This window comes from Caballeronia glathei (assembly GCF_000698595.1).
Taxonomy (GTDB): Bacteria; Pseudomonadota; Gammaproteobacteria; order Burkholderiales; family Burkholderiaceae; genus Caballeronia; species Caballeronia glathei.
The window spans coordinates 35,036-56,473 of record NZ_JFHC01000024.1 but is presented as its reverse complement, the minus strand read 5'-3'; the positions used below and the strand labels follow the sequence as shown (position 1 = coordinate 56,473).

Genomic DNA, 21,438 nt, shown 5'->3' with positions numbered 1-21,438 from the left:
GGTTCCAGCACCGGGCGACCGCTACGAGGCGCCGAAAGCGCTCGCGAGCGCCTCATCCACCGCCGGCAAATACGCGACAAACGCCGCCTCCACGAGCGCCCCGCGCACCCGCACGAGTTCCCGCCGCGCGGCTTCATTCCCGCGCCCTTGCATTGCATCGGCGAGCACGCGCCCGCGCGCCGCGAACAACTCCGCCCAGGGCAGCGGCTCCGCGCGCGTGTAGTCCTGAAGCGCCTGCGCATAACGCCGTATCCCGTCGGCATCGGCGGCCGCAAGCATCGCCTCGATCGCATCGCGATAGAACCACAGATGGTTGTGCCCGACCGCGCCCTGCCGCAGCAATTCGGCGCCTTCAGCAAGCAGGCGCCTGCGTTCGTCAGGATCGTCGACGGCACGGCTGAGCGCGCCGAGCGCCTTCGGAGCGCTGAACTGCGTGCCCACCTCATGACATAGCGCGAGCGCGTCGCGCAGCAGCCTCGCGGCGCGCGCATGCTCCTTCGCGTCGATCAGGACGCGCGCCTGAAGCTCCAGGTTCTGCGCCTCGAAGCGCCGCGCGCCGAGCTGGCGAATCAGCCGCATCTCGCGTTCGAGATGCCGGCGCGTCTCATCGGCATCGCCCAGTTCATGCGCGGCGAATGCGCCCATCGTCTCGCCCAGCATCTCCGCGCGCGGCTGGCCGACGAGCGCCGCGGCCCGCGCCGCCGCCGCGCCGTCCTCGCGCGCCTGCCGCGCCTCGTTCAGATACACGCGGCTGAAGCCGACCATCGACCGGTTCGCCACCTCGATGCGCCCCAGCCCGTGCTCCCGGCTCAGCGCGACGCACCGGCTGAAATGCTCGAACGCCGTGCGCATGCGCCCCTGCGCGTAGGCGGCATCGGCAAGACCGCCGAGCGCGCGTGCCTCCGCTTCCGGCGAGCCGGAACGCCGCGCATGGGCGAGCCCGCGTTCGTGCTCGTCACGGCAACCGTCGATCCTGCCGAGCGGAAACAGGATATTGCCGCGCAGATGATGCAGGCGCGCGAGTTCGGCCACCATGCCGTGGCGCTCGGCAACCTGCTGGGCCGCGTCGAGCAGCGCCTGCGCCTCCGCCAGTCCCTCGCTCACCCGCAGACATTCCGCGAGCCCCAGTTGCGCGCGGCACAGGCACGCTTCGTCAGGCGCGCCGGCGACCGCCGCCCGATACGTATCGATCGATGCGGCGACGTCGCCCAGGTCGCGCTGCAATTCTCCTTTCAGGCATGCGAGCACGTGGCGTTCGGCATCGTCGCGTGCAATCTGCAGACCGCGCGCGATGAGCCGCAGCGCGGCATCGGGCAGCCACGCGGCGCGCTGCGCCAGCGCCGCATCGAGGTAGGCGCGCGGCGCGCGAGCGTCTTCCGCGCGGTCCAGATGCTGCGCGCACAGCACCGGATCGCTCGCCGCGAACCAGTCCGCCGCCCGCCGGTGCAGCTCGCGGCGCCGAGCCCGCAAGAGCGTCGAATAGGCGCCCTCCTGGATCAGTGCATGCGCGAACAGGAAGTCGTCGCCTTCGGGCAGCACCAGCGCGTTCGCAACCAGCCCGTCGCACACGTAGTCCGGCGCGTCGACAAGCTTGCGCAACAGTTCGAGCCCGAAGCGCTGGCCGATCACGGCGGCCGCCTGGAACGCCTGCCGGTCGGGCGCGGGCAGCCGGTCCATGCGCGCGAGCACGAGGCTCTGGATCGACGCCGGCACGGCCTCGTCGCATCCTTGCCCGGCATTGCGCAGGAGCTGCTCGAGAAAGAGCGGATTGCCGTCCGCCCGTTCGATGCACGCAAGCGCGACGCGCTGGCTCGCATCCATGAAGCTCTCGGCGAGATTGAGCGCCTCGTCCCGGCGCAGCGGGCCGAGGTCGATCGTCACGAACGGCGTGCCGCGGCAGTTCGCACGCCATGCGGCATCGAGCGGATCGCCCTCGACGCGCGAGGTCATCACGAGCAGGCCCGGCCCGTTGGCGACCGCCGTGGCGAACGCGGACAGGAAACCGAGCATGTGCGGATCGGCCCAATGCAGATCCTCGACGACGATCATCACCGGGCCGCTCCGGCAGGCGTTCTGCACGAGCGCCGCAGCGAGTGAGCGCTTGCCGCGATTGCGCGCGGCGTTGTCCATCGCGTCATAGAGCGTGCGCCATTCGCCTGTCTGCGGCAAGTCGAGGAGGTCGTGCAGGAACATCAGCTGATCCGCCCCGACGACGCCGCAGGACGCCACGCGCTCCGCTGCCTCGCGCCGCTCGCCGTCGCCCGCTGCCGGCGCGAGCCCGAGCAGGCTGCCGACGATTTCGCGCACCGGCTCCTGCGCCTTGCCCATGCCGAAGTCGAGCACGCGGCCACGATGGATCGTGAAGCCGAGCGGCTCGGCGAAACGCCGCATCTCGTCGACGAGCCGCGTCTTGCCGATGCCCGCCTCGCCGCGCACGTAGACGGCCTGTCCGGCAAGCGCCGCCACGCTCGCGCGCGCGATGCCCCTGAACTGCTCGAGTTCCGCCTTGCGCCCGACGAAGCGGCTGCGGCTGCCGCTCGCGCACCCGCCCTCGACGCCGGTGAGGCGCCACACGCGCACGGGCGCGTCGATGCCCTTGAAGCGCATGTCGCCGAGTGCGTCGGCGCTGACGGACTCGCCGAGCGCGCGATGAACGCCGTCCGCGATCAGCGTGTCTCCGGGACCGGCGGCATCGACGAGACGCGCCGCGAGATTCACGGAGTCGCCGATCACGGTGTAGTCGCGAAAGCCCGCGCGGCCCTGCGTGCCCGCGATCACCTCGCCGCTCGCAATGCCGATGTGCGCGGCGAGCGGGCGTGCCGCGAGCCTCGCGAGGTTCGCGAGCGCCGCGTGGATGTCGAGCGCGGCGCGCGCGGCGCGCAGTGCGTCGGTGTCGTGCGCTCGCGGGGCGCCGAAGAGCGCCATCACCGCGTCGCCGATGTGCTTGTCGACGGTGCCGCCGAAGCCGAGCACGATGCCGTCGACCAGCGCCGTGTAGCGGCCGATCAGGTCGCTCAGTTCTTCGGCGTCGAGCGTGCGCGACAGCGCGGTGAAGCCGCAGAGGTCGGCGAAGAGGATCGTGACCTGGCGGCGCTCGCCGCTGTCACCGGTCGCGGACGACACCGGCGCGAGCGCGGCGCCACGCCCGGCAATGGCCGCGAGCATGCGCTTGCGATGCCCGAGCGACGCGACGCCGAGTTCCTTCAGGTCGGCATCGGTGAGCTGGGCGAGCAGGGGGAGATCGACGTCGTTCTCGGCGAACGCATGCGCGTATTGCCCGAGCCCGAGGCCGTCGAGCCATTGACCGATGTCCATTGCCTTCGCCTTGGGGCTTTCCCTCGTCACATCAGATGAATCGGACGGCGCGTTTCGTCACCGGGTGACAATACAGTGTAGGCCGTGCTGCACGCGTGCGGTATGCGCGGCCGCTGGCGGGGAAATTGACACGCCGGCGCGGCGCGGCGGATACTCGTCGGCGAATCGGCGGTGATCGAAACCCGCAGGCCGCCGGCGCCCGCGGCGCCCTCACCGAGTCCCCCAGAAACAGTCGACACCGCAGCGCAAAGCACCCGCACTCCCCGGGAGGGCGCCGTGAAGCCAGGCACCGCAGGTTCCGAGATCGATCGCGCAGGCGCGCGCGTCGCGCGCGTGATCGGCGACCTCTCCGCGGGCACGATCTCGACGCTCGTCATGCTCTGCTACGCGATGAGCCTCGGCACGATGATCTTCAGCGCCGACCTCGCGCGCTATGCGGAGTTCGGAGTTCCAACCGCGCTCGTCAGTTGCGTCGTGACGGCGCTCGTCATCTCGCTGACGAGTTCGATGCGCATGAACATCGGCGGCCCCGACAGCAACGCGACTGCGTTCCTCGTGGGCGTGGCGGCGGGCGTTGCGAGCAGCGTGCGCGCAAACGGCGGATCGCCCGCCGCGATCCTGCTGACCGTGCTGATCTCGATCGCGCTGTGCTCGATCGTGACCGGCGTCATCCTGTTCCTGATCGGCTCGTCGAAGCGCAGCCGTTCACTGCAGTTCCTGCCCTATCCCGTGATGGGCGGCTTTCTCGCCGGCACCGGCTATCTGCTGCTGACGGGCGCGTTTCGCGTGGTGACCGGCCACGCGCCGAGCTGGCACACGCTGCCGCTGCTCGCGCACCTGCACTGGCTCCCGTGGACGCCGGCGCTCGTCGTCGGCGCGCTCGCGATCATCCTTCATCGCACATGGAAGCATGTAGCCGTGCTCCCGCTCACGCTCGGCTTCGGCATCGTGCTCTTCTACCTGCTGCTGCACGCGGCAGGCATCGGCATCGACGAGGCGCGCAACATGGGCCTGCTGCTCCAGCATGTGCCGGTGCACGGGCTGCAGATTCCCGAGCTGCACCTGCCGAGCTCGCTCGCCAAGGGCGACGTCGACTGGCACGCGATCGGCGCGCATCTGCCGGAGACGCTCGTGGTGACGTCGATATCGGCAATCACGATCCTGATGAACTCGACGGCCATCGGCGCGGCGACGGGCCAGAACGTCGACATGAACCGCGAGATGCGCGCGGCCGGCCTCGCGAACATCGCGAGCGGGCTGCTCGGGGGCATGGTCGGCTATCAGTCGTTCAACCGCACGATGCTCAACGCGCGCGCAGGCGCGACGAGCCGCGCCGCCGGCGTGTTCGCGGCACTCTCGTGTCTCGTGGTGCTGGCGGTGTCACCGGATCTCGTCGCGCTCTTTCCACTGCCGGTGCTCGTCGGCCTGCAGCTTTTCATGGGGCTGCGCTTGCTGATGGACTGGCTCGTCGGCGCGTACGGCAAGCTCGACTGGAACGAATATCTGCTCGTGCCGCTGATCCTCGGCGTGATCGCGTTCTATGGCGTGGTCGCGGGCGTCGTCGCCGGCGTGCTTGCCGCGTGCGTGACGTTCGCGCTGCTGTATGGGCGCGTGAGTTGCGTGCGCATGGAGTTCGACGGCAGCACGCGCACGTCCAACGTCGAGCGCACTATCGAAGAGGCGCAGCGGCTGCAGGAACGCGGCATGCAGGTCTGCGGAACATGCCTGCAGGGGTTCCTGTTCTTCGGCACCGCCAATTCGATTCTGCATCGCGTGCGCGAGCGTCTGGACCGTCACGCGTCGACGCCGGTGCGCTATGTCGTGCTGGACTTCGGGGCCACGAACGGTGTGGATGCGTCGGTGTCGGTGTGCTTCATGAAGCTCAAGCAGGAATGCGAGTCGCGCGGCGCGGCGCTGGTGCTGACCGCGCTTCCGGCACGCTCGCGCCAGCTGCTCGCACGTACGGGCACGTTGAGTCTCGGCATACACGAGTTCGACACGCTCGATGCCGGCCTGGAATGGATCGAGGAGCATCAGCTTGCGGCAGACGCGAGCGCGCAGCGAACCGGCGAGGCCGACTTCCACGCGACGCTCGCGCTTCACTTCACGCCGCAAGCGCTCGAAAGACTGCGGGCGTGTCTGGAGAGGTGCGAGGTCGGCGCGGGCGAGGCGCTCTTTCTGCACGGCGAGCCCGGCGATGCGATGTTCATCGTCGAGCGCGGCCGCGTGACGGTGTCACTGCCGCTCGCCGACGGGCGCTCCGTGCGGCTGCGCTCGTTCGGTCCGGGTACGATCGTCGGGGAGATGGCGGTTTATACACAAAGGCCGCGCAGCGCCGACGTCTTCGCCGACGAGCCCGCGATTCTATGGCGCTTGTCGCTCGGAGCCCTGCAGGCGCTGGAACGCGACGATCCGATGACCGCGCAGCAATGGCACCGGTTCGTCGTGAAGGTGATGGCGTCCCGGCTCGCGATTGCCGACGATGCGCTGAGGGTTGCGCTATGAGCGTGCGGCGGGTCGCGCGACCGCCGGGTATCCGGAGCGCGGAACAGTCGCCGCTACTGCCCCGAAGCAGGGATGGAAGGCCGACCTTCGCTACCGAATGACCAGCCTGAGCTTTCTCTTCGATTCTGTCGCGCCGGTCGTTGCCCTTCTCTTTGCTCCCGGACTCTGCCGGTCACCCGGCCGCTTCTTCAGTACCGTTTGATCGACAACACGTCGAACGTATGCCGCAACGATGCGACCGACTTCTCGTACTCGGTAAGCGCGAGGCTTGCGACGAGGACGTCGACGATCGCCAGCTGTGCAAGGCGGCTCGTCATCGCTTCCGTGCGAAAGCGCGTTTCCCGCGCCATCGTGCACAGAACCACATCTGCGTATGCCCGCAACGGCGATTTGCCTACGTTGGTGATGCAGATCGTGCTAGCTCCGGATTCACGCGCAAGGCGCGTCGCGTCCACGGTTTCGTGGGTGCTGCCGGAGTGCGAGACGGTCAGTGTGGCGACTTTCGGACCGGCCAGCGACGCACTTATCGCCTGCACGTGCGAGTCGACGACCGCCTTCGCGTTCAGGCCGATGCGCAGCATCCGGTACTCGGCGTCTTCGGCGATCGGCGCGGCGCTGCCGATGCCATAGATTTCAATGCGCTCCGCCGCCTTCAGCAACGAGACCGCGCGTTCGACGGACTTGATGTCGAGGGTCGCGGCAGTGTCATGCAGCGTTTGAATATTGCTGTGAAAGAGCTTGCGCACGACCGTCTCCACCGCGTCGTCGGGCTCGAGGTCTTCGTGGATGATCTGCACCGGCTGCACGAGTTCCTGCGCCAGCAGGATCTTCAGTTGCTGGAAGCCGGTTGCTCCGACGCTCTTGCAAAACGCGATCACGCTGCCTTCGCTCGACGCGGTACGCTCGGCGACGTCACTCACCGACATATGGATCACATCCTGCGAGTACTGAGCGATGAAGTCCGCAATCCTTTGACTGGCTGGCCCGAGCGTGGGCCTCAAGCCTTCAATGCGCGTGAGAATCCCCGAGCGGGTATCCGGCTGTACGGCTGAGGCGACAGCGGAGCGGCGAGCGCTGGCCGGCATCGGCCGTGCCGCAATGCCTCGTTGCTTTGCTTTCATGAAACCTTCCGATTTTGATTCACAATAGGCGACCTGCCGCGACGCTGCGGTTCGACGCACTTTAATCCAGATGGACCCATCGTGAAGTATGCAGGAAACAGCAGGGATGGTCGGAAGACAATGGCGTGGGCAATCGCGGATAACGGATGTCGTCAGGTGCCGCGACTGGTTGCGCACTGCGGCGCGGCCGCCACGGGGGGCGGCCGCTTTCGGCGCGTCTTTACTGCTGATTCAGCTCGGTCGCCATCGCCGGGTCGGTGACCGACGGTCTGCCGGTTTCCATCCGGCCCGCGAAGCGCCGCTCGAAGCCGCTTGACGCGTCACTGACCGTATAGTCGTACCAGTTGCCGCTGTGCTCGACCGACACCCGATGCTCCACCACGTGAGGACGCGGTACGTTCAATGTCGTCGCGCCGCCGGTCCGGTAAGCATTCGCGGTGACCGTCAGCTTGACGTCGCGCTTGCCGTCGTTGCGAGCCGTGAACACGATCTCGCGCCGCGATACATCGTATGACAGCGTGACTTCCGGCAACGCTGCCGAACCACCAGCCATCGTCGATCCCTTGAACATGCGCACGAAGCCGTTCGGGCCGTAGATCGCGAGGTCATACTTGCCGGCATCCCACGTGCGCGTGTCCCAGTCGTCATTCAGCGACTTGCCGGCCTCGACGGTATAGCGGCGCGGAATCCGGTCCAGATGCAGGCGGTCGTAGACGTGGAATACGACGCCCTTGCGGCCGGTATTGCGGAACTTGAGCGTCAGATTGCCGCTCGACGCATCGACCGCCGAATCGACATGAATCTCATAGGGCAGCGCGCGCGAATACTTCATGCCCGGCTCCTGGAACAGCGCCGCAGGCGTCGCGGGAGCATGGGCGGCCGGCTTCTTCAACTGGTCCGCGATGACGGCCTTGTAGTTGCTCGTGTCGGGCAGCGTCGGCAACTTCGGATCGTTCGGCGTTTCGAAATCGAATATCGAAGTCAGATCGCCGCTGATCGCGCGATGCCACGGGCTCACCGCCGGCATCTGAACGCCGAAGCGCCTTTCGAGGAAACGGCCAAACGACGTGTGATCGAACGTTTCGGAGCAGACCCAGCCTCCCTTCGACCACGGCGACACGCAGTACACCGGCAGGCGCGGGCCAAGGCCCCACGGCCGCACGTTCATTACCACGCCGCTGCTGTTCTGACCGTTCAGGCTGGGGTTGCCTTGCGTGTCCAGATACTCGCCCGTCACATCCACCGTCGATTTGCCGATCGGGTTGCCGTTTGCGTCGAGGCTGGGCACGGCAGGCGGAGGAAGATGATCGAAGAAGCCGTCATTCTCGTCATAGAAGACAAAGAATATCGTCTTGCTCCACACCTTCGGGTTCGACGTCAGCGCATTCAGAATCTGTTCGATGAACGCGGCGCCTTCCAGGGGGCTCGACGGGCCGCCCGGATGCTCCGACTGTGCCGGTGTCGGGAGGATCATGCTCACTTGCGGCAGCGTTTCGCCCGCCACGTGTTGCGCCAGCTGATCGATGGTCCACAGCGACATGCCGTTGTCGTACAGCGGGTCGCCCGGGCGCGAGTCGCGAAAGCTCTTGAACGCAAGACCTCCGTGCATCAGACCGTTCCAGTTGTTGTTCGGGTCCTGATAGAGGCGCCAGCTCACGCCTTTTTCCTGCAGTTGTTCGATCCACGTCTTCCACGTGAACGCGGAGCCCGAGTAGGCATAGCCCGGCGTAGGCAACGCACCGCCGACGCTGCAGCGCAGGTTGTTGATTTCCGCATTCGCAGCGGTGGAGTTCTGACCAGCCTCCCGCGTCGCCGGATCGTAGTTCGAGCCCGACATGAAGACGATGCGGTTCGGATCGGTGCCGCCCGTGATCGAGCAGTGGTAATTGTCGCAAGCGGTAAACGCTTCGGCGAGGGCGTACTGGAACGCGATGTCTTCGCGGCGGTAGTAGCCCATCGAACGTTCGCTCTTCCACTTCGGCCAGAAGCCGGACATGCCTTGCCCCCACGCGTCCTGGGCGTCCATGTAGCTGTGCGGATTGCCGGCCACGCGCAACGCGTTGACGGTGGCGCTGTCGAGGTGAAACGGCTTGATGATGCGCGTGCCGTCCGATTGGGACCACACGGACTGCCCGCTTTGCAGCGGAATTCCCAGGCGGTCGCCAAAGCCGCGCACGCCGCTCATCGCGCCAAAGTAGTTCAGGAAGGAACGGTTTTCCTGCATCAGCACGACGATGTGCTCGACGTCCTGAATGGTGCCCGTTCTGACATTGGCCGGAATCGCGAGTGCACGCGCGATACTGGACGGCAATGCGTTGATGGTGGCAGCCGCGCCGGCCGCTTTGACAGCGCTGGTAAGAAATGTACGTCGATCGACCTTGTTCATTTTTCTCTCAACGAGGTTGGGGGCGAGCAAAGACTAGTCGGCGTGTATGTCATCAAAATGAATAAACCTCAGATCAAATCCGTAAACGTTTTGAGCTATTCTCAGTTTGTGACAGTGGAACGTGCTTGACGGCATCGCGCGACTTGGGAGATTGCGCATGCGCTTCAGGCGAAAAACCGGCGTGAGACCGGGTCGGTGGCAAGGCGCGCGGTCTGCGACGGCACTGGCCACCCGTCGATCGACGCGCTTGACACGGCCGAAGCAGTCGCGGGAATCCCAACGAGCGGCAGGCTCGGCTCAAGTCCTTGGCAGCGCGCACAACTGCGTTTGGCGATTACGTGAGGAAAAGAGTGGCTATCGAGCCAGGTACTCGGGGATAAGGACGCAGAGGCGGCATTTCTCGAGACTGACCGCGTCCTTGGAATTTACGCGCCGGCCTTGAATGCCCGTTCCTGGCTGCGGATTCAACCGGTCTCCAAGGAGCATCGCGATGCCAGTGCGCTTCGATGAGTCCAGGCGCGCGTGCGCCGAGAGCCGGTATCGCGCGCTCCCTCAGGCCTCGACCGTCACGACGTGCGCCTGAATCTTTCCGTCGACGCGACCAGGCCCGAACTTCCCGGCCATTGCGGCAGTGCAAACGTCCGTGGCCCGCGCCAGTTCGGCGGGGCCGAGTGCTTCGAGCTCATTGCGCAACGGAGTTCCCTGGCAGTAAGCGACAGACGGTATGCGGGCGGAGTCTGCACGACTATGTGACGCGACGGTCTCGAACGCGGGCTCGGCAAGAAAGCCTCCAAGCCGGAGGTCTCGCCCGATAGTCTCGCGATCGTGGTATCCGTGCGGAGTGCGGGCGAGAAAACGCGGCGGGGTGGCGGGATAGAGGCGAGCCAGGGCGTCGGTGACGACAAGCGCGAATGCGTTCTCTTCTATCCGGTCCCACACGTTGAAGATGAACGTGCCGCCTGGCGACAATACGCGACGCGCCTCGGCGAATGCGCCGGGCTTGTCGGGAAAAAACATGACGCCAAACTGGCAGACGACCACATCGAACTGGCCGTCTGCGAACGGCAACTGCATCGCGTCTGCCTGACGCCACTCCACATGCCTGCATGCACCGACCGTCCGGGCACGATCGAGCATGGGCTGGTTCAAGTCCGTCGCGACGAGCGCGGTGCTGTCAGGCAATGCCGTCGAGAGTGCACGTGTCAGCACCCCCGTTCCCGCCGCAACCTCGAGCACTTTCTTCGGACCCTTCGACACGACCCGGCTCGCAAGGTCGACCGCGTACGGTTCGAAGATCAACGGCACCAGGCAGGTGTCATACAACTCCGGGATTGACCCGGCGAAGGCCTTGTCCGTGCTGTGCCTATCCGTCAAGCTCAACCTCCATGTGTCGAGAACATGGGAGCGGTACGCTGGGAAAACCGCAATGCTACATCCAGCATACTTCCAAACGCACGTGCTGGACAGTTTCCGCGGTTAGCGCCCGAGGTGCGGTCAGAACATATCCGGAGCCGCTCGATGCTCCATGCCCGTCCCTTCGGGCGTCTGCCCGGATCGGGACGGTATGAACGGCCCGGTAATCATCGTCGAGTAGCTTTGCCCAGGCCCCACCATCGGAAACACATCGGCGTTCTGGTCGACCATGACTTCGAGGAAAGCCGGTCCGTCGAATGCCACGAACGCCTTGAGCTTGTCCTCGAGTTCGCTCATTGCTTCGACGCGGCAGGCAAACTCGAACCCGTCGGCCTGTGCCGCCATGACGAAATTCTTGCGATGGAGCGACTTGTCGCTCACGCACAATCGCCCCTCGTAGAAAAGACGCTGCCACTGCCGGATCATCCCGTCACCGAGATTGTTGAGCAGCAGCACCTTGACGGGCACGCCATACGTGCTTGCCGTCTCCAGTTCGCCGACGTTCATCCGGATGCTGCCGTCACCATCGATGTCGATCACGAGGGCATCCGGTCGCGCCAGTTGGGCACCGATAGCTGCGGGCAGCCCGAAACCCATCGTCCCCATGCTGCCCGAAGTAAGGAAGCTTCGAGGCTCGACGAAGTCGAAGAACTGCGCAGCCCACATCTGATGCTGTCCGACACCCGTGCAGATGATTGCGCGCCCTCCGGTAATTTCACTGAGTTTTTCGACGACGAACTGCGGCTGGATCGCCGGGTTGCTCCGGTCGTAATTCATGCCGTAGATCCGCTTCAGTTCCCCGATACGATCGAGCCAGTCCAAAGGCCGCTGCCCGGCTGGATCGTGCTTCATCAATGACAGCAGCGTATCCTTCGCGTCGCCTACGTGCGTCCAGTGCGCCCGCTTGACCTTGTTGATCTCCGCCTCATCGATGTCAATATGCGCGACGTACCGCGCTCCGGGCGCAAATGCGTCAGGGCGACCACCGGCAACACGATCATCGAATCGCGCACCCACCGCGATCAGGAAGTCGCAATCCTCCACTGCGTAGTTCGCACAGGCCATGCCGTGCATGCCAAGCATGCCCAGCCACAGCTCGTGTTTCGCCGACATTGCGCCAAGGCCCATCAGAGTGGTCACCACGGGGATCCCGTAGCGCTCTGAAAACTGACGCAGTTGAGCCGTTGCGCCGGCCGTGATGATGCCACCACCGGCATAGATCAGGGGGCGCCTGCTTTGCGCCAGCAGATCGAAGAATTCGGCACGCTTGCCCTCTTCGAGACGGGCGCCTCTTGCGACCATTCGAAGACGGTCCGAGTAGCCTCGAAACGCCAATGTGCCTTGTCCATGGTAGGTTCCGGTCCAGTTTTGAATGTCCTTCGGCACATCCACGACAACCGGTCCGGGACGGCCGGTGCGAGCGATTTCGAATGCGGTCCGCAGTGTCTGTTCCAGCTTCGCCGGGTCGGTAACCAGAAACACCTGCTTTGCGCACGCCGACATGATGTTGAAGACCGGCGCTTCCTGGAACGCATCACTGCCGATCGCGGCACGAGGTACCTGTCCGCATATGAGGACGACGGGGACCGAGTCACCGTTGCAGTCGGCAATCGGCGTCACCGCATTCGTCGCCCCCGGACCGGACGTAACCATGAATACGCCAACTTTTCCGCTGGCGCGCGCATAACCGGCGGCCATGAAACCGGCAGCCTGTTCATTCGCGGGTACGACGAGCTTGATCTGGCGCTCGGGATGGTCCTCGTGCATTTCGTTGAAACGAAAGACAGCGTCGTACGTCGGCAGGATCGCGCCGCCGCTATAGCCGAATAGGGTATCGACGCCCTGTTCGCTGAGTACGCGCAGGATGATGTCAGCACCCGACATCGATTCGCCGGTAGCCGGCGGTTTCAGGAAGGCATCCAAAGCAGTGTTCGGGTTCTGGGTCATGGCTGGCTCGCATGGAAACGGGCGCTGACAATGTCAGCGGCCAAGATCAAGGGGCAATTTCCCTTCCAACTCGAGAACAGCGTATGTTCCGTACCAGCTTATGGACGATTGCTCCGACGGGTTCTCCGTACAAGGCACAGTCCACCCAGCACTTTTTTGATGTGCCTCTGGAAGAATCGTGAGGAATGGTTCCACCCATTCTGACAACGATTGAAGCGGCACGCACGCCCCGGGAGGGCTGTATATGGGCCAAGATAGGCCGCATTTGAGCCATTGCGACGCGGCTCCGGTCGCACGGCTATTAACAGCATGCAAACGGCCGCGAGCCCGGAGTTATTCGCGCCCGACCCGATGACCGGGGAACCGGGTACGCTGGCGCGCGCACATCGAGCAGGCAGCGGGCCGCGCCCACCACCGTGCAGTTCGATCACACCACCGGTCCGGACGGCGGACCAACGAGATGCCATTCATGAAACGCGCCGCCGCACACATGGACGGTCGCCCCGAGCAGTTGAAACCTGCGTAGAGCGACATCGCAATACGCAGGCGCGATTACATCGCGAACGCATCAGAAATCAGCGCCGCCTGTCTCGCCGCGTGTGCCGAGTGATAGCCGGGCGCAGTCGATGCGGATGCGGGCGACCCGGCATACTGCAGTTGCGCGGCCGAAGGCAGGATCTCACGCAACTGCGGCTCGATGGCGCCCCACGCACCCTGGTTGCGCGACTCCTCCTGACACCAGACCACCGTCTTCAGATTCGGATAGCGCGCGAACTCCGCAGCCAGTTGCCGGGACGGAAACGGATACAACTGCTCGACACGGATGAGCGGTATATCAGCGCCTCCAGACGTGCGGCGATGTGCGAGCAGGTCGAAGTAGACCTTGCCCGAACAGGCGATCACGCGCTCCACGCCCGATGCCCGCGACGCTTCGACCTGCGTGTCCCCCAGGATCTCGCGGAATGCGCCCTTCGCCAGATCGTCGAGCGTGCTTACCGCTTCCGGATGACGCAACAGCGACTTGGGCGTCATCACGACGAGCGGCCGGCGATCGAAGACGGCGGCTTGCATCCTGAGCAAATGAAACAGCTGCGCGGGCGTCGTCGGCTGGCAAACCCGCATGTTGTCCTGCGCGCAGAGTTGCAGGTATCGCTCGAGCCGCGCTGACGCGTGTTCCGGTCCTTGCCCCTCTTGCCCGTGCGGAAGGAACAGGGTCAATCCGCTCAACTGCCCCCACTTGGCGGCACCCGCTGCGATGAACTGGTCGATCACCACCTGCGCGCCGTTCGCGAAGTCGCCGAACTGGGCCTCCCACACGACGAGCGCGTTGCGGTTCACCGTCGAGTAGCCGTATTCAAAGGCCAGCACCGCTGCCTCCGACAAAATGGAATTCGTCACTGCGAACCGGCCGCGTGCCTTGTCGACGTGATCGAGCGGGATGTATACGCCGTCCGACCGGCTCGTCCGCTTTTGATTGTGCAGCACGGCGTGGCGATGATTGAACGTCCCTCTCGCGCTGTCCTGCCCGCTCAACCGGACATCGACCCCCGCACCAAGCAACGAGGCGAATGCCAGGTGTTCGCCCATTCCCCAATCGATCGGCTTCGTTCCGGCCGCCATCTCGCGGCGCGCCGCCATCATCTTGCCGACCAGCGGATGGAGTTCATATCCGTCCGGAACGGTCGAAATCTGCTGCGCCAGTGCACGCACCTGCGCGGGCAACGGAGGGCCATAGATGACGGGGCCGGAATAGTCCTCGAGAAACTTGGGCCATGCCGGTATGTCGTGTTGCCGCCCGGATGCCGCGGGCGCCTCACTCTCGCGCGCACGTTCGAGGCCGTCGCGGCATGCGTTCACGTAGTCCTCGACCTGTCCGGTGCTCACCGCGCCTTCCTGAATCAGCCGTTGTGCGTACACGGTCCTCGCGCCCGGGTGACCGGCGATCGAACGATACATGAGAGGCTGCGTGACGTTGGGCGTGTCCTGTTCCTGATGCCCGTGCTTGCGGAAGCAGACCAGATCGATCACTACGCTGCGCCTGAAGGCCGTGCGATAGTCGAGCGCGAGCCGCACCGCCATGGCCACCGCTTCGGGGTCGTCAGCGTTGACATGCAGAACCGGTGCCTCGATCATCTTCGCGATATCGGTGCAGTAGAACGACGAGCGCGTATCGCGTGGGTCCGAAGTCGTAAACCCGATCTGATTGTTGACCACGATGTGAACGGTTCCGCCCGTACCGTGCCCGCGGGTATACGAAAGGCTCAACGTCTCCATCACAACACCTTGCCCGGACATCGCCGCGTCGCCGTGAATTTCGACAGGCAGCACGTCACTGCCGTCCCCCGCGCCGGAGACTTCCCCTTTCGCGCGCGCCATGCCCTGCACGACCGGATTTACGATTTCCAGATGCGACGGATTGAATGCGAGCACGACGTCCACCGGCCCGTCGCTCGTCTGCGTGACACTGCTGAAGCCCTTGTGGTACTTGACATCGCCTGCCGGGAGATCATCCCCGTTCTTGCCGTCGAACTCGTCGAAAAGTGCGCGCAGGGGCTTGCCGGCGATGTTCACCAGCACGTTCAGACGTCCGCGGTGCGCCATGCCCATCACCACCGTGCTTACCTTCTTCGATGCGCCATAGCGGACGAGTTCGTCCAGCAGCACGATCAGCGATTCCGCGCCTTCCAGCGAGAATCGCTTTTGCCCGACATAGCGCGTGTGCAGGTACTTCTCCAGTCCTTCGGCGGCCGTCAGACGTTCGAGGATCCGATGTTTCTCCGCTACCGAAAACGAAGGCCTCGCTCGTGTGGACTCGAGCCGCATCTGCCACCAGCGCCGCTCGCCGGCATCGGACAGATGCATGAACTCGGCGCCCAGCGTGCCGCAATACGTCTGCTCGAGCGCCGAGACGATCTCGCGCAGCGTTGCGTCGTCTTCAAAGAGAAACGTGTCGGCCGTGCTGAAACGCGTAGACATGTCTGCCGACGACAGGCCGTAAAACGTCGGCAGGAGTTCGACGGGAGCATGCGGCGAAGTCCACAGCAGCGGGTCCAGCTTTGCCTTGCGCGTGCCGACCATGCGGAACGCGGCAATCAGCGACTGTACCGCCACCTGCTTCCGGGCGATCGCAAGACCGTCATCGAGCGTCATCGCCGAAGCGGGCGACCGCTTGCCCAGATCGACGAAGGTGGAAACGACGGGGGCGTGCGGCTCGTCATCGCGGTCGCTCCCGTCGCTGGCAGGCGTTTCGCGCAACGCATCGAAATAGGCGCGCCAGCCATCCGGAACCGACGCCGGGTCAGCCAGGTAGAGCTCGTATTGCTCCTCGACATAGGGGGCGTTTCCACCGAACAGGAAGGAGCTTTGACGTTTTTGCATCAGCATGATGAATCTGTCCTCGATTGGCGTCAGGGCCGAACTTCGACCGTGACAAGTCGTGAGGCGGCTGTAGCCTCGTCCGGGCCAGTCCGGAGTGCAACCAGGGTCCAGCGACGGAAGTGACTTTTCGACGGCGAACGACACCTGCGCATGAAGCCGTCCACTCATGACCAACCACTCGCATGTGGGCTTCCTGACGCGGGATGTCCTGGTGCGCCCGAGCCTTGAGTTCCCAGCCGCATTGATGAGATGAAGAGTAGATGGCAGGCACGGCAACCGGAATACACAAATGGCGCCGTGCCGGGCCAATCGGAACCGGATTTGGGCCACCTGGCCGGTAACGCCCGTGTACGCGGGCACCTGCCGGGATTGAAGGGTCGCGTGCCGATGCACCGATACTCCATGTAACAAGTGATTGTCAGCGCGGCGTCTATATCCCGGCCCGCTTCGCTTCTATAGTTCAACCCAGAGCACCAGCCCGATGTGAAGTTCCCGTGCTGCTGCCGGTGAAGAGGCTGATGTGCTTCGCTGGAAGTCGCGCTGCGGTGCTACGCACCGGTGCAGAACGTTGCGCATGGGCGCCGCTCAGGCTTGATCTTCGGGCAACAATGCGAATGACCTTTGCCTGATGCGACACACTCGGAACGCGGCCGTAGCGCTAAGCTCGGCGGCCGCCTGTTGTCGGGAGTCTGTCGCGCTTCTTCGGTTCGTTGTGGTGAAGCGTCAATTGACGCCGCCAGCGACAGCGTGCTTACAATCAATGAGGGGGTCAGGGCATGAAGGTCGGCATTGTCATATTCGATGGTGTGCAGGCGCTGGATGTTGCGGGCCCCCTGGACGTATTCGCAGAAGCAAACACATTTCTCCCCGAGCATCAGAGATATCAGGTCTCTCTCGTAGGACAGCGGGCCGGCACCGTGTCCTGCTCGAACGGGATGCAACTCTCAGTTCCCTACAGCTACGCGGACTTCGATACTCCATTTGACCTGCTGTTGATTGCAGGAGGACCGCAGTTGCCCGATGCGCAACCACGGCGCGAGCTTTTGAGGTGGTTGCAAGACCAGGCACGCGGCGCCGCGCGGTTTGGCTCGGTTTGCAACGGAGCGTTCGTGCTCGCGCACGCGGGGCTGCTTGACGGCAAGGAAGTGACGACCCACTGGGCGGATGCGGGCCGTCTCGCTGACGAGTTTCCCCGGGCCGCTGTGCAGCCCGACAGGATCTTCATTCGCGACGGACGCCTCTTCACCTCTGCCGGGGTGACGGCAGGCATCGACCTGTGTCTGTCACTCGTGGCGGAAGACTGGGGGCACGAGCTTGCCGTGCGGGTTGCGAAACGTCTGGTCGTCTACATCCAGCGGGAAGGCGGGCAATCGCAATACAGCCCCTACCTCGGAGTCAGGAAGGACCAGGACCCGATCGTCGGCAAGGTGCTCCGATATGTGACCGAGCACATAACCGATACGCTGTCGATCGAACAGCTTGCTAGCGCGGTTTCAGTCAGCCGGCGTACCTTCTCGCGGCTCTTCGCGAAGTATGCAAAGGTGACACCGTCCGCGTTTGTCGAGCAGGTTCGCGTCGACACCGCGAGGAGGCTGCTCGAGGAGACAGACGCTCCTCTCAAGACGGTCGCGTTCAAGTGTGGCTTTCACAGCGCCACGCATATGCGAACGACTTTCTCCCGGCGGCTCAACGTGACGCCCAAGCAGTATCGCCAGCGATTCCGTTGTGCCGCAGGCAAACAGCAGGTGGCTTATAGCAGTGTCGACGAGCAAGTCGAGTCCGAAGAACTGGAAAGTGTGAGATAGCTTCCAGGTCCAGCCGACGTTGGCCGGGCCGTGCGGGTACCCTTCGCGGCCCTCGCGTGGCAGGGCGGTGGAATGTATCGTCGCTGGCCGGAATCGCGTCACCTTTGACCTGAAATTGATCCTCTCGTCGCTTGTGCGCCGCCGTGCGGTGCCCCAGACTGCCAACGTGGCCCTCCTTCCGAAGGGGAAACACGCGGCACCGGTTTCAAGTCCTTCCTTCGGAGCGTCCGGGCCGCCCATCGTTCCCGTTCGGCGGAACGAATCCACTTGATGAACAGGCCCGCACCATCCATGACGCTCTCCGATTCACTTCCATGTCTTCCAGACATCCTCGGACCGGGTTTGTCAGTGGTATTTTGCGGAATAAACCCGGGCGTCCTTGCGGCATCGACCGGCCGCCACTTTGCCGGCAGAGGCAACCGGTTCTGGCGGACCATACATCTGGCGGGCTTTACCCCTGAACAGATTCCTCCTGAAAACGACCGCACGCTCCTGCAGTATGGTTGTGGCCTGACAACCGTAGTCTCGCGTCCAACCGCGCGAGCGGACGAGCTATCACAATGGGAGTTCGACGCGGCTGCGTCCGGCTTCGAACGGAAGATCGAACGATATGCACCGCAATGCGTTGCCTTCCTCGGAAAGATGGCGCTTGGCGCATTGTCCGGCAGGCGCGACATCGACTGGGGTCTGCAACCGACAGCCTTCGGCGGCGCTCGCGCATGGGTGTTGCCGAATCCCAGCGGCCTGAACCGGACATTCACCCTCGACGCGCTGGTGAGCGCCTACAGGGAACTCCGTGTTGCAGTCGCAACGGCAGGTCCGGTTTAGAGAACCCGACAGGACGCGTGGGTGCCGCGAACGCATGTTCACGGAAATCCGCGCGCGACCTCAGTCGTCGTGATTGCACACATGCCTGCCTGTGCGATCTGACTTGCCCACCATCACGCCCTATTCGACCGAATCCAAGACTCTGGCGGTTCCATTGACAGCCATCGCGCGGTCCACGTATTGAAGGTGGACGTTTCTGCGCAAAGTGTCGGTCACGAACTCCACGAAGGCCTGAATCTTGCCGCTTGCGCCTCGCCGCTCCACATGGAGCAAATTTACCGGAGTCGACTCGGGTTCGAATCCGGTCAAGATCGGCAGCAGACTTCCATTGAGCACCTCGGGAGCCGCCTGGTAGGAGAACAATTGCGTGATCCCCACGCGGTCCACGGCGTCCATGACGGCCGCGGGAGCCAGATTGACGATCATTCGTGGCTGAACCCGGACCGGCAGCCTCAGACCGTTTTCATGAAACACCCATTCGAGCGGATTCGACACGCCCGTGAACGACACGCAGTGGTGACCGGCAAGCTGCCTGGGATGAACGGGTTCACCATGCGCCGCGAGATAAGCAGGGGCCGCGTAGGTTCGACGCCGTACAAAGCCCAACGGCACTGCGTATATCGAGGAATCTCCCAGATGGCCGATACGAATGGCAATATCCATGCCCTCCTCGAGAAGCCGCGTGGTGCGATCGACATACACTGCGTGAACGCTGACGTCCGGATAGTGCCGGGCATACGCATCCACCAGCGGCGCGATGAATCGCTGTCCGAACAGCACCGGAGCCGAGATGGTCAGTGTGCCCACCGGATTGTCCTGGCGAGCGGCGACATTCGCATCGGCGTCCGTGACGGCATCCAGCACCCTGCGGCAGGCATCGAGATATGACATGCCCGCCTCCGTCGGCCGGACTGAACGGGTTGTGCGCGCGAGCAGTTGCACTCCCAGGCGGGCTTCGAGCGAGTTGAGTGCGCGCGAGACCGCCGGGCCCGACATTCCAAGTTTCTCCGACGCGCCGGTAAAACTGCCCCGGTCAACGATGGCTACGAATACCTCCATCTCGCGCAATCTGTCCATCTGGATTCTCAACTTGAATGTGTTTGCAAACGGTAAATACAGCCGGGATGCGCCTTCCTCATGGGCACCGCGTCATGGTGGGTCACGGACACCTCGCAATTCTAGGCGTCATGCCCTGCATGGTGACGCGCTCATTGCGCGGTTGGCTCAAAGAAGACCACAAATGGCCACCGTCGAACGCTTTCAATGAGGCAACGAAGTGGCCCTTCGCGCCATGCCATGTCCGTGAGCTTTGCTTTGTTGGCCAAGAGGAAATTGACCATTTCCGGATCGGCGTGTGGGCGGGGTGTGTGACGAGCCTGGCAGGATTCGCGCACGGAATGGCCCAATACGAGGCCTGCCGGGACTTCAAGAACCTCGTTCCATCTCCGACAATCAAGCAACCGATCGCCCTGTGCAAGGCAATCGGCGGCGGGTGGATGTCCACGTATGCGAGAGCGGACGTTCTTCATTGAGGTGACTCGATGAATTCGCCATGTCGCCCTCGCGAGGCGCACCGCAAGATCACCTGCATCGCTGCGGTTGCATGTTTTCCCACATCGCCAGTCATCCTCAACCAGACGAAGGAGTCCCATGTTTTCTGCAATGCTCGAAGTCAATCCGATCCCCGAACAATTCGATGCTTATCTCGGCATGGCCAAGATGCTGCGCCCGGAGCTTGAAGCGATCGATGGCTTCATCGACAACACCCGCTACGCAAGTCTGACGCGCCAGGGATGGCTGCTCTCGCTGTCGAACTGGCGCGATGAGAAGTCGCTGGTCCGCTGGCGAGTCTCGGCGAACCATCACAAGGTGCAACAGGCGGCGCGCGATCGTGTGTTCGCCGACTATCGCTTGCGCATCGGCCAGATCATCGCAGATACGCGTGTGCCCGCCGGGCAGACGTTACTCGAACAACGTCTCGATGCAACCCAGACGGGCGTTGGCAAGGCAGTCACGCTGCTCGATGCGAAGCGCGCGCCGGACTGGGTCAGGCAGGCGGGCGCAGACGCAGTCGCGAAGTCACTCGGGCTCGATGCAGCGGTATCCGGCCTCGTCGCCTGGGACGCGTTCGACGCGCTGATGACACCCGGCGACGTCATCGCAGTGGCGACGTGGGACGACCTGGCAGCCGCTCAAGCCTTCGAGCGCAAGGCGACACTGCCGGAGGGCGTGCGCCTGCGGCACATCCGCGTCATCCGGGAGTACGGAATGTTCGATCGCCGCGAGGCACCGCAGTACTTTGCAGAGATGCAGCCCGGGACCTGACGCGGTCGTAGCGCGAGATTGGCGTGCGGACAACGAAACAGGCAGGCCGCAACGCCCGCCAAGTGTGTCGATGCTCAGTCGAACGGTAGCGGTTCGACCCGATCTATCTCGGCGAGATCGGTTCTGTTGGCCGAATGGAAAAGGACCGTTTCCGGTGAGCACGTTGTCGAGGTAGTGGCAGCGGCGATAACGTTGGCCAGATTCTCAAACGGAATGGCCTGATACGCGACCTGTATCGGCTTTAAGAAAACTGACCGGTCTCCTAGAATTAATCAACCCATTACGCGGCAGCGATACGGTAATGAACCGGCCCGAATGACTGGATAAAAGAACCAACAAGGTCATTGGTTCGGGCTTTTTCGCGGAGCATCTGGGATCTTTGCGAGCACCGGGCGTGAGAGGGCGAAAGTCCCAA

At 64.0% G+C, this 21,438-nt stretch carries 11 protein-coding genes; 4 read left to right on the top strand and 7 right to left on the bottom strand.

Annotation, left to right across the window (positions count from 1 at the left end; all coding sequences use genetic code 11):
* Positions 1 to 21 precede the first annotated feature (21 nt).
* Positions 22 to 3,315: an adenylate/guanylate cyclase domain-containing protein gene (locus BG61_RS16655; RefSeq protein WP_035936764.1), complete on the bottom strand. Its 3,294-nt coding sequence runs from the start codon at positions 3,313 to 3,315 to the stop codon at positions 22 to 24.
* A 276-nt stretch (positions 3,316 to 3,591) separates the two neighbouring features.
* Here BG61_RS16655 and BG61_RS16650 point away from each other — a divergent pair, with 276 nt between their 5' ends.
* Positions 3,592 to 5,820, top strand: coding sequence for a SulP family inorganic anion transporter (locus BG61_RS16650; RefSeq protein WP_035936767.1), 2,229 nt, complete (start codon positions 3,592 to 3,594; stop codon positions 5,818 to 5,820).
* Between the two features lie 188 nt (positions 5,821 to 6,008).
* Here the strand turns inward: BG61_RS16650 and BG61_RS16645 are convergent, their stop codons facing one another.
* From BG61_RS16645 to BG61_RS16625, 5 genes are all read right to left on the bottom strand, one after another.
* Positions 6,009 to 7,118 carry a MurR/RpiR family transcriptional regulator gene (locus BG61_RS16645; RefSeq protein WP_232256362.1) on the bottom strand — a complete coding sequence of 370 codons (1,110 nt, stop codon included), beginning with the start codon at positions 7,116 to 7,118 and terminating at the stop codon, positions 6,009 to 6,011.
* Between the two features lie 43 nt (positions 7,119 to 7,161).
* Complete coding sequence (locus tag BG61_RS16640; protein ID WP_035936769.1) at positions 7,162 to 9,327, bottom strand: phosphocholine-specific phospholipase C; 2,166 nt, start codon at positions 9,325 to 9,327, stop codon at positions 7,162 to 7,164.
* Positions 9,328 to 9,879: 552 nt separating this feature from the next.
* Positions 9,880 to 10,701, bottom strand: a complete 822-nt coding sequence (locus tag BG61_RS16635; RefSeq protein WP_035936852.1) for a class I SAM-dependent methyltransferase — start codon at positions 10,699 to 10,701, stop codon at positions 9,880 to 9,882.
* Between the two features lie 120 nt (positions 10,702 to 10,821).
* Positions 10,822 to 12,687 (bottom strand): biosynthetic-type acetolactate synthase large subunit, encoded by a 1,866-nt coding sequence (ilvB, locus tag BG61_RS16630; RefSeq protein ID WP_035936771.1) that lies wholly within the window; start codon positions 12,685 to 12,687, stop codon positions 10,822 to 10,824.
* 552 nt (positions 12,688 to 13,239) lie between these two features.
* The gene (locus BG61_RS16625) at positions 13,240 to 16,071 is read right to left on the bottom strand and encodes a 2-oxoglutarate dehydrogenase E1 component (RefSeq protein WP_035936774.1); all 2,832 of its coding nucleotides are present in this window, start codon (positions 16,069 to 16,071) and stop codon (positions 13,240 to 13,242) included.
* A 770-nt stretch (positions 16,072 to 16,841) separates the two neighbouring features.
* On the opposite strand from BG61_RS16625, the gene BG61_RS16620 reads away from it, so the two are divergent.
* Positions 16,842 to 17,870: a GlxA family transcriptional regulator gene (locus tag BG61_RS16620; RefSeq protein ID WP_035936776.1), complete on the top strand. Its 1,029-nt coding sequence runs from the start codon at positions 16,842 to 16,844 to the stop codon at positions 17,868 to 17,870.
* A 270-nt stretch (positions 17,871 to 18,140) separates the two neighbouring features.
* The gene (gene mug / locus BG61_RS40100; RefSeq protein ID WP_081868094.1) at positions 18,141 to 18,698 is read left to right on the top strand and encodes a G/U mismatch-specific DNA glycosylase; all 558 of its coding nucleotides are present in this window, start codon (positions 18,141 to 18,143) and stop codon (positions 18,696 to 18,698) included.
* A gap of 120 nt (positions 18,699 to 18,818) precedes the next feature.
* Here the strand turns inward: mug and BG61_RS16615 are convergent, their stop codons facing one another.
* Positions 18,819 to 19,775 (bottom strand): LysR family transcriptional regulator, encoded by a 957-nt coding sequence (locus tag BG61_RS16615; protein WP_035936779.1) that lies wholly within the window; start codon positions 19,773 to 19,775, stop codon positions 18,819 to 18,821.
* A 573-nt stretch (positions 19,776 to 20,348) separates the two neighbouring features.
* Between BG61_RS16615 and BG61_RS16605 the strand changes: the two genes are divergently transcribed.
* On the top strand, positions 20,349 to 21,023 hold the full coding sequence (locus tag BG61_RS16605) for an antibiotic biosynthesis monooxygenase family protein (protein ID WP_035936784.1): 675 nt from the start codon (positions 20,349 to 20,351) through the stop codon (positions 21,021 to 21,023).
* Positions 21,024 to 21,438: the final 415 nt, after the last annotated feature.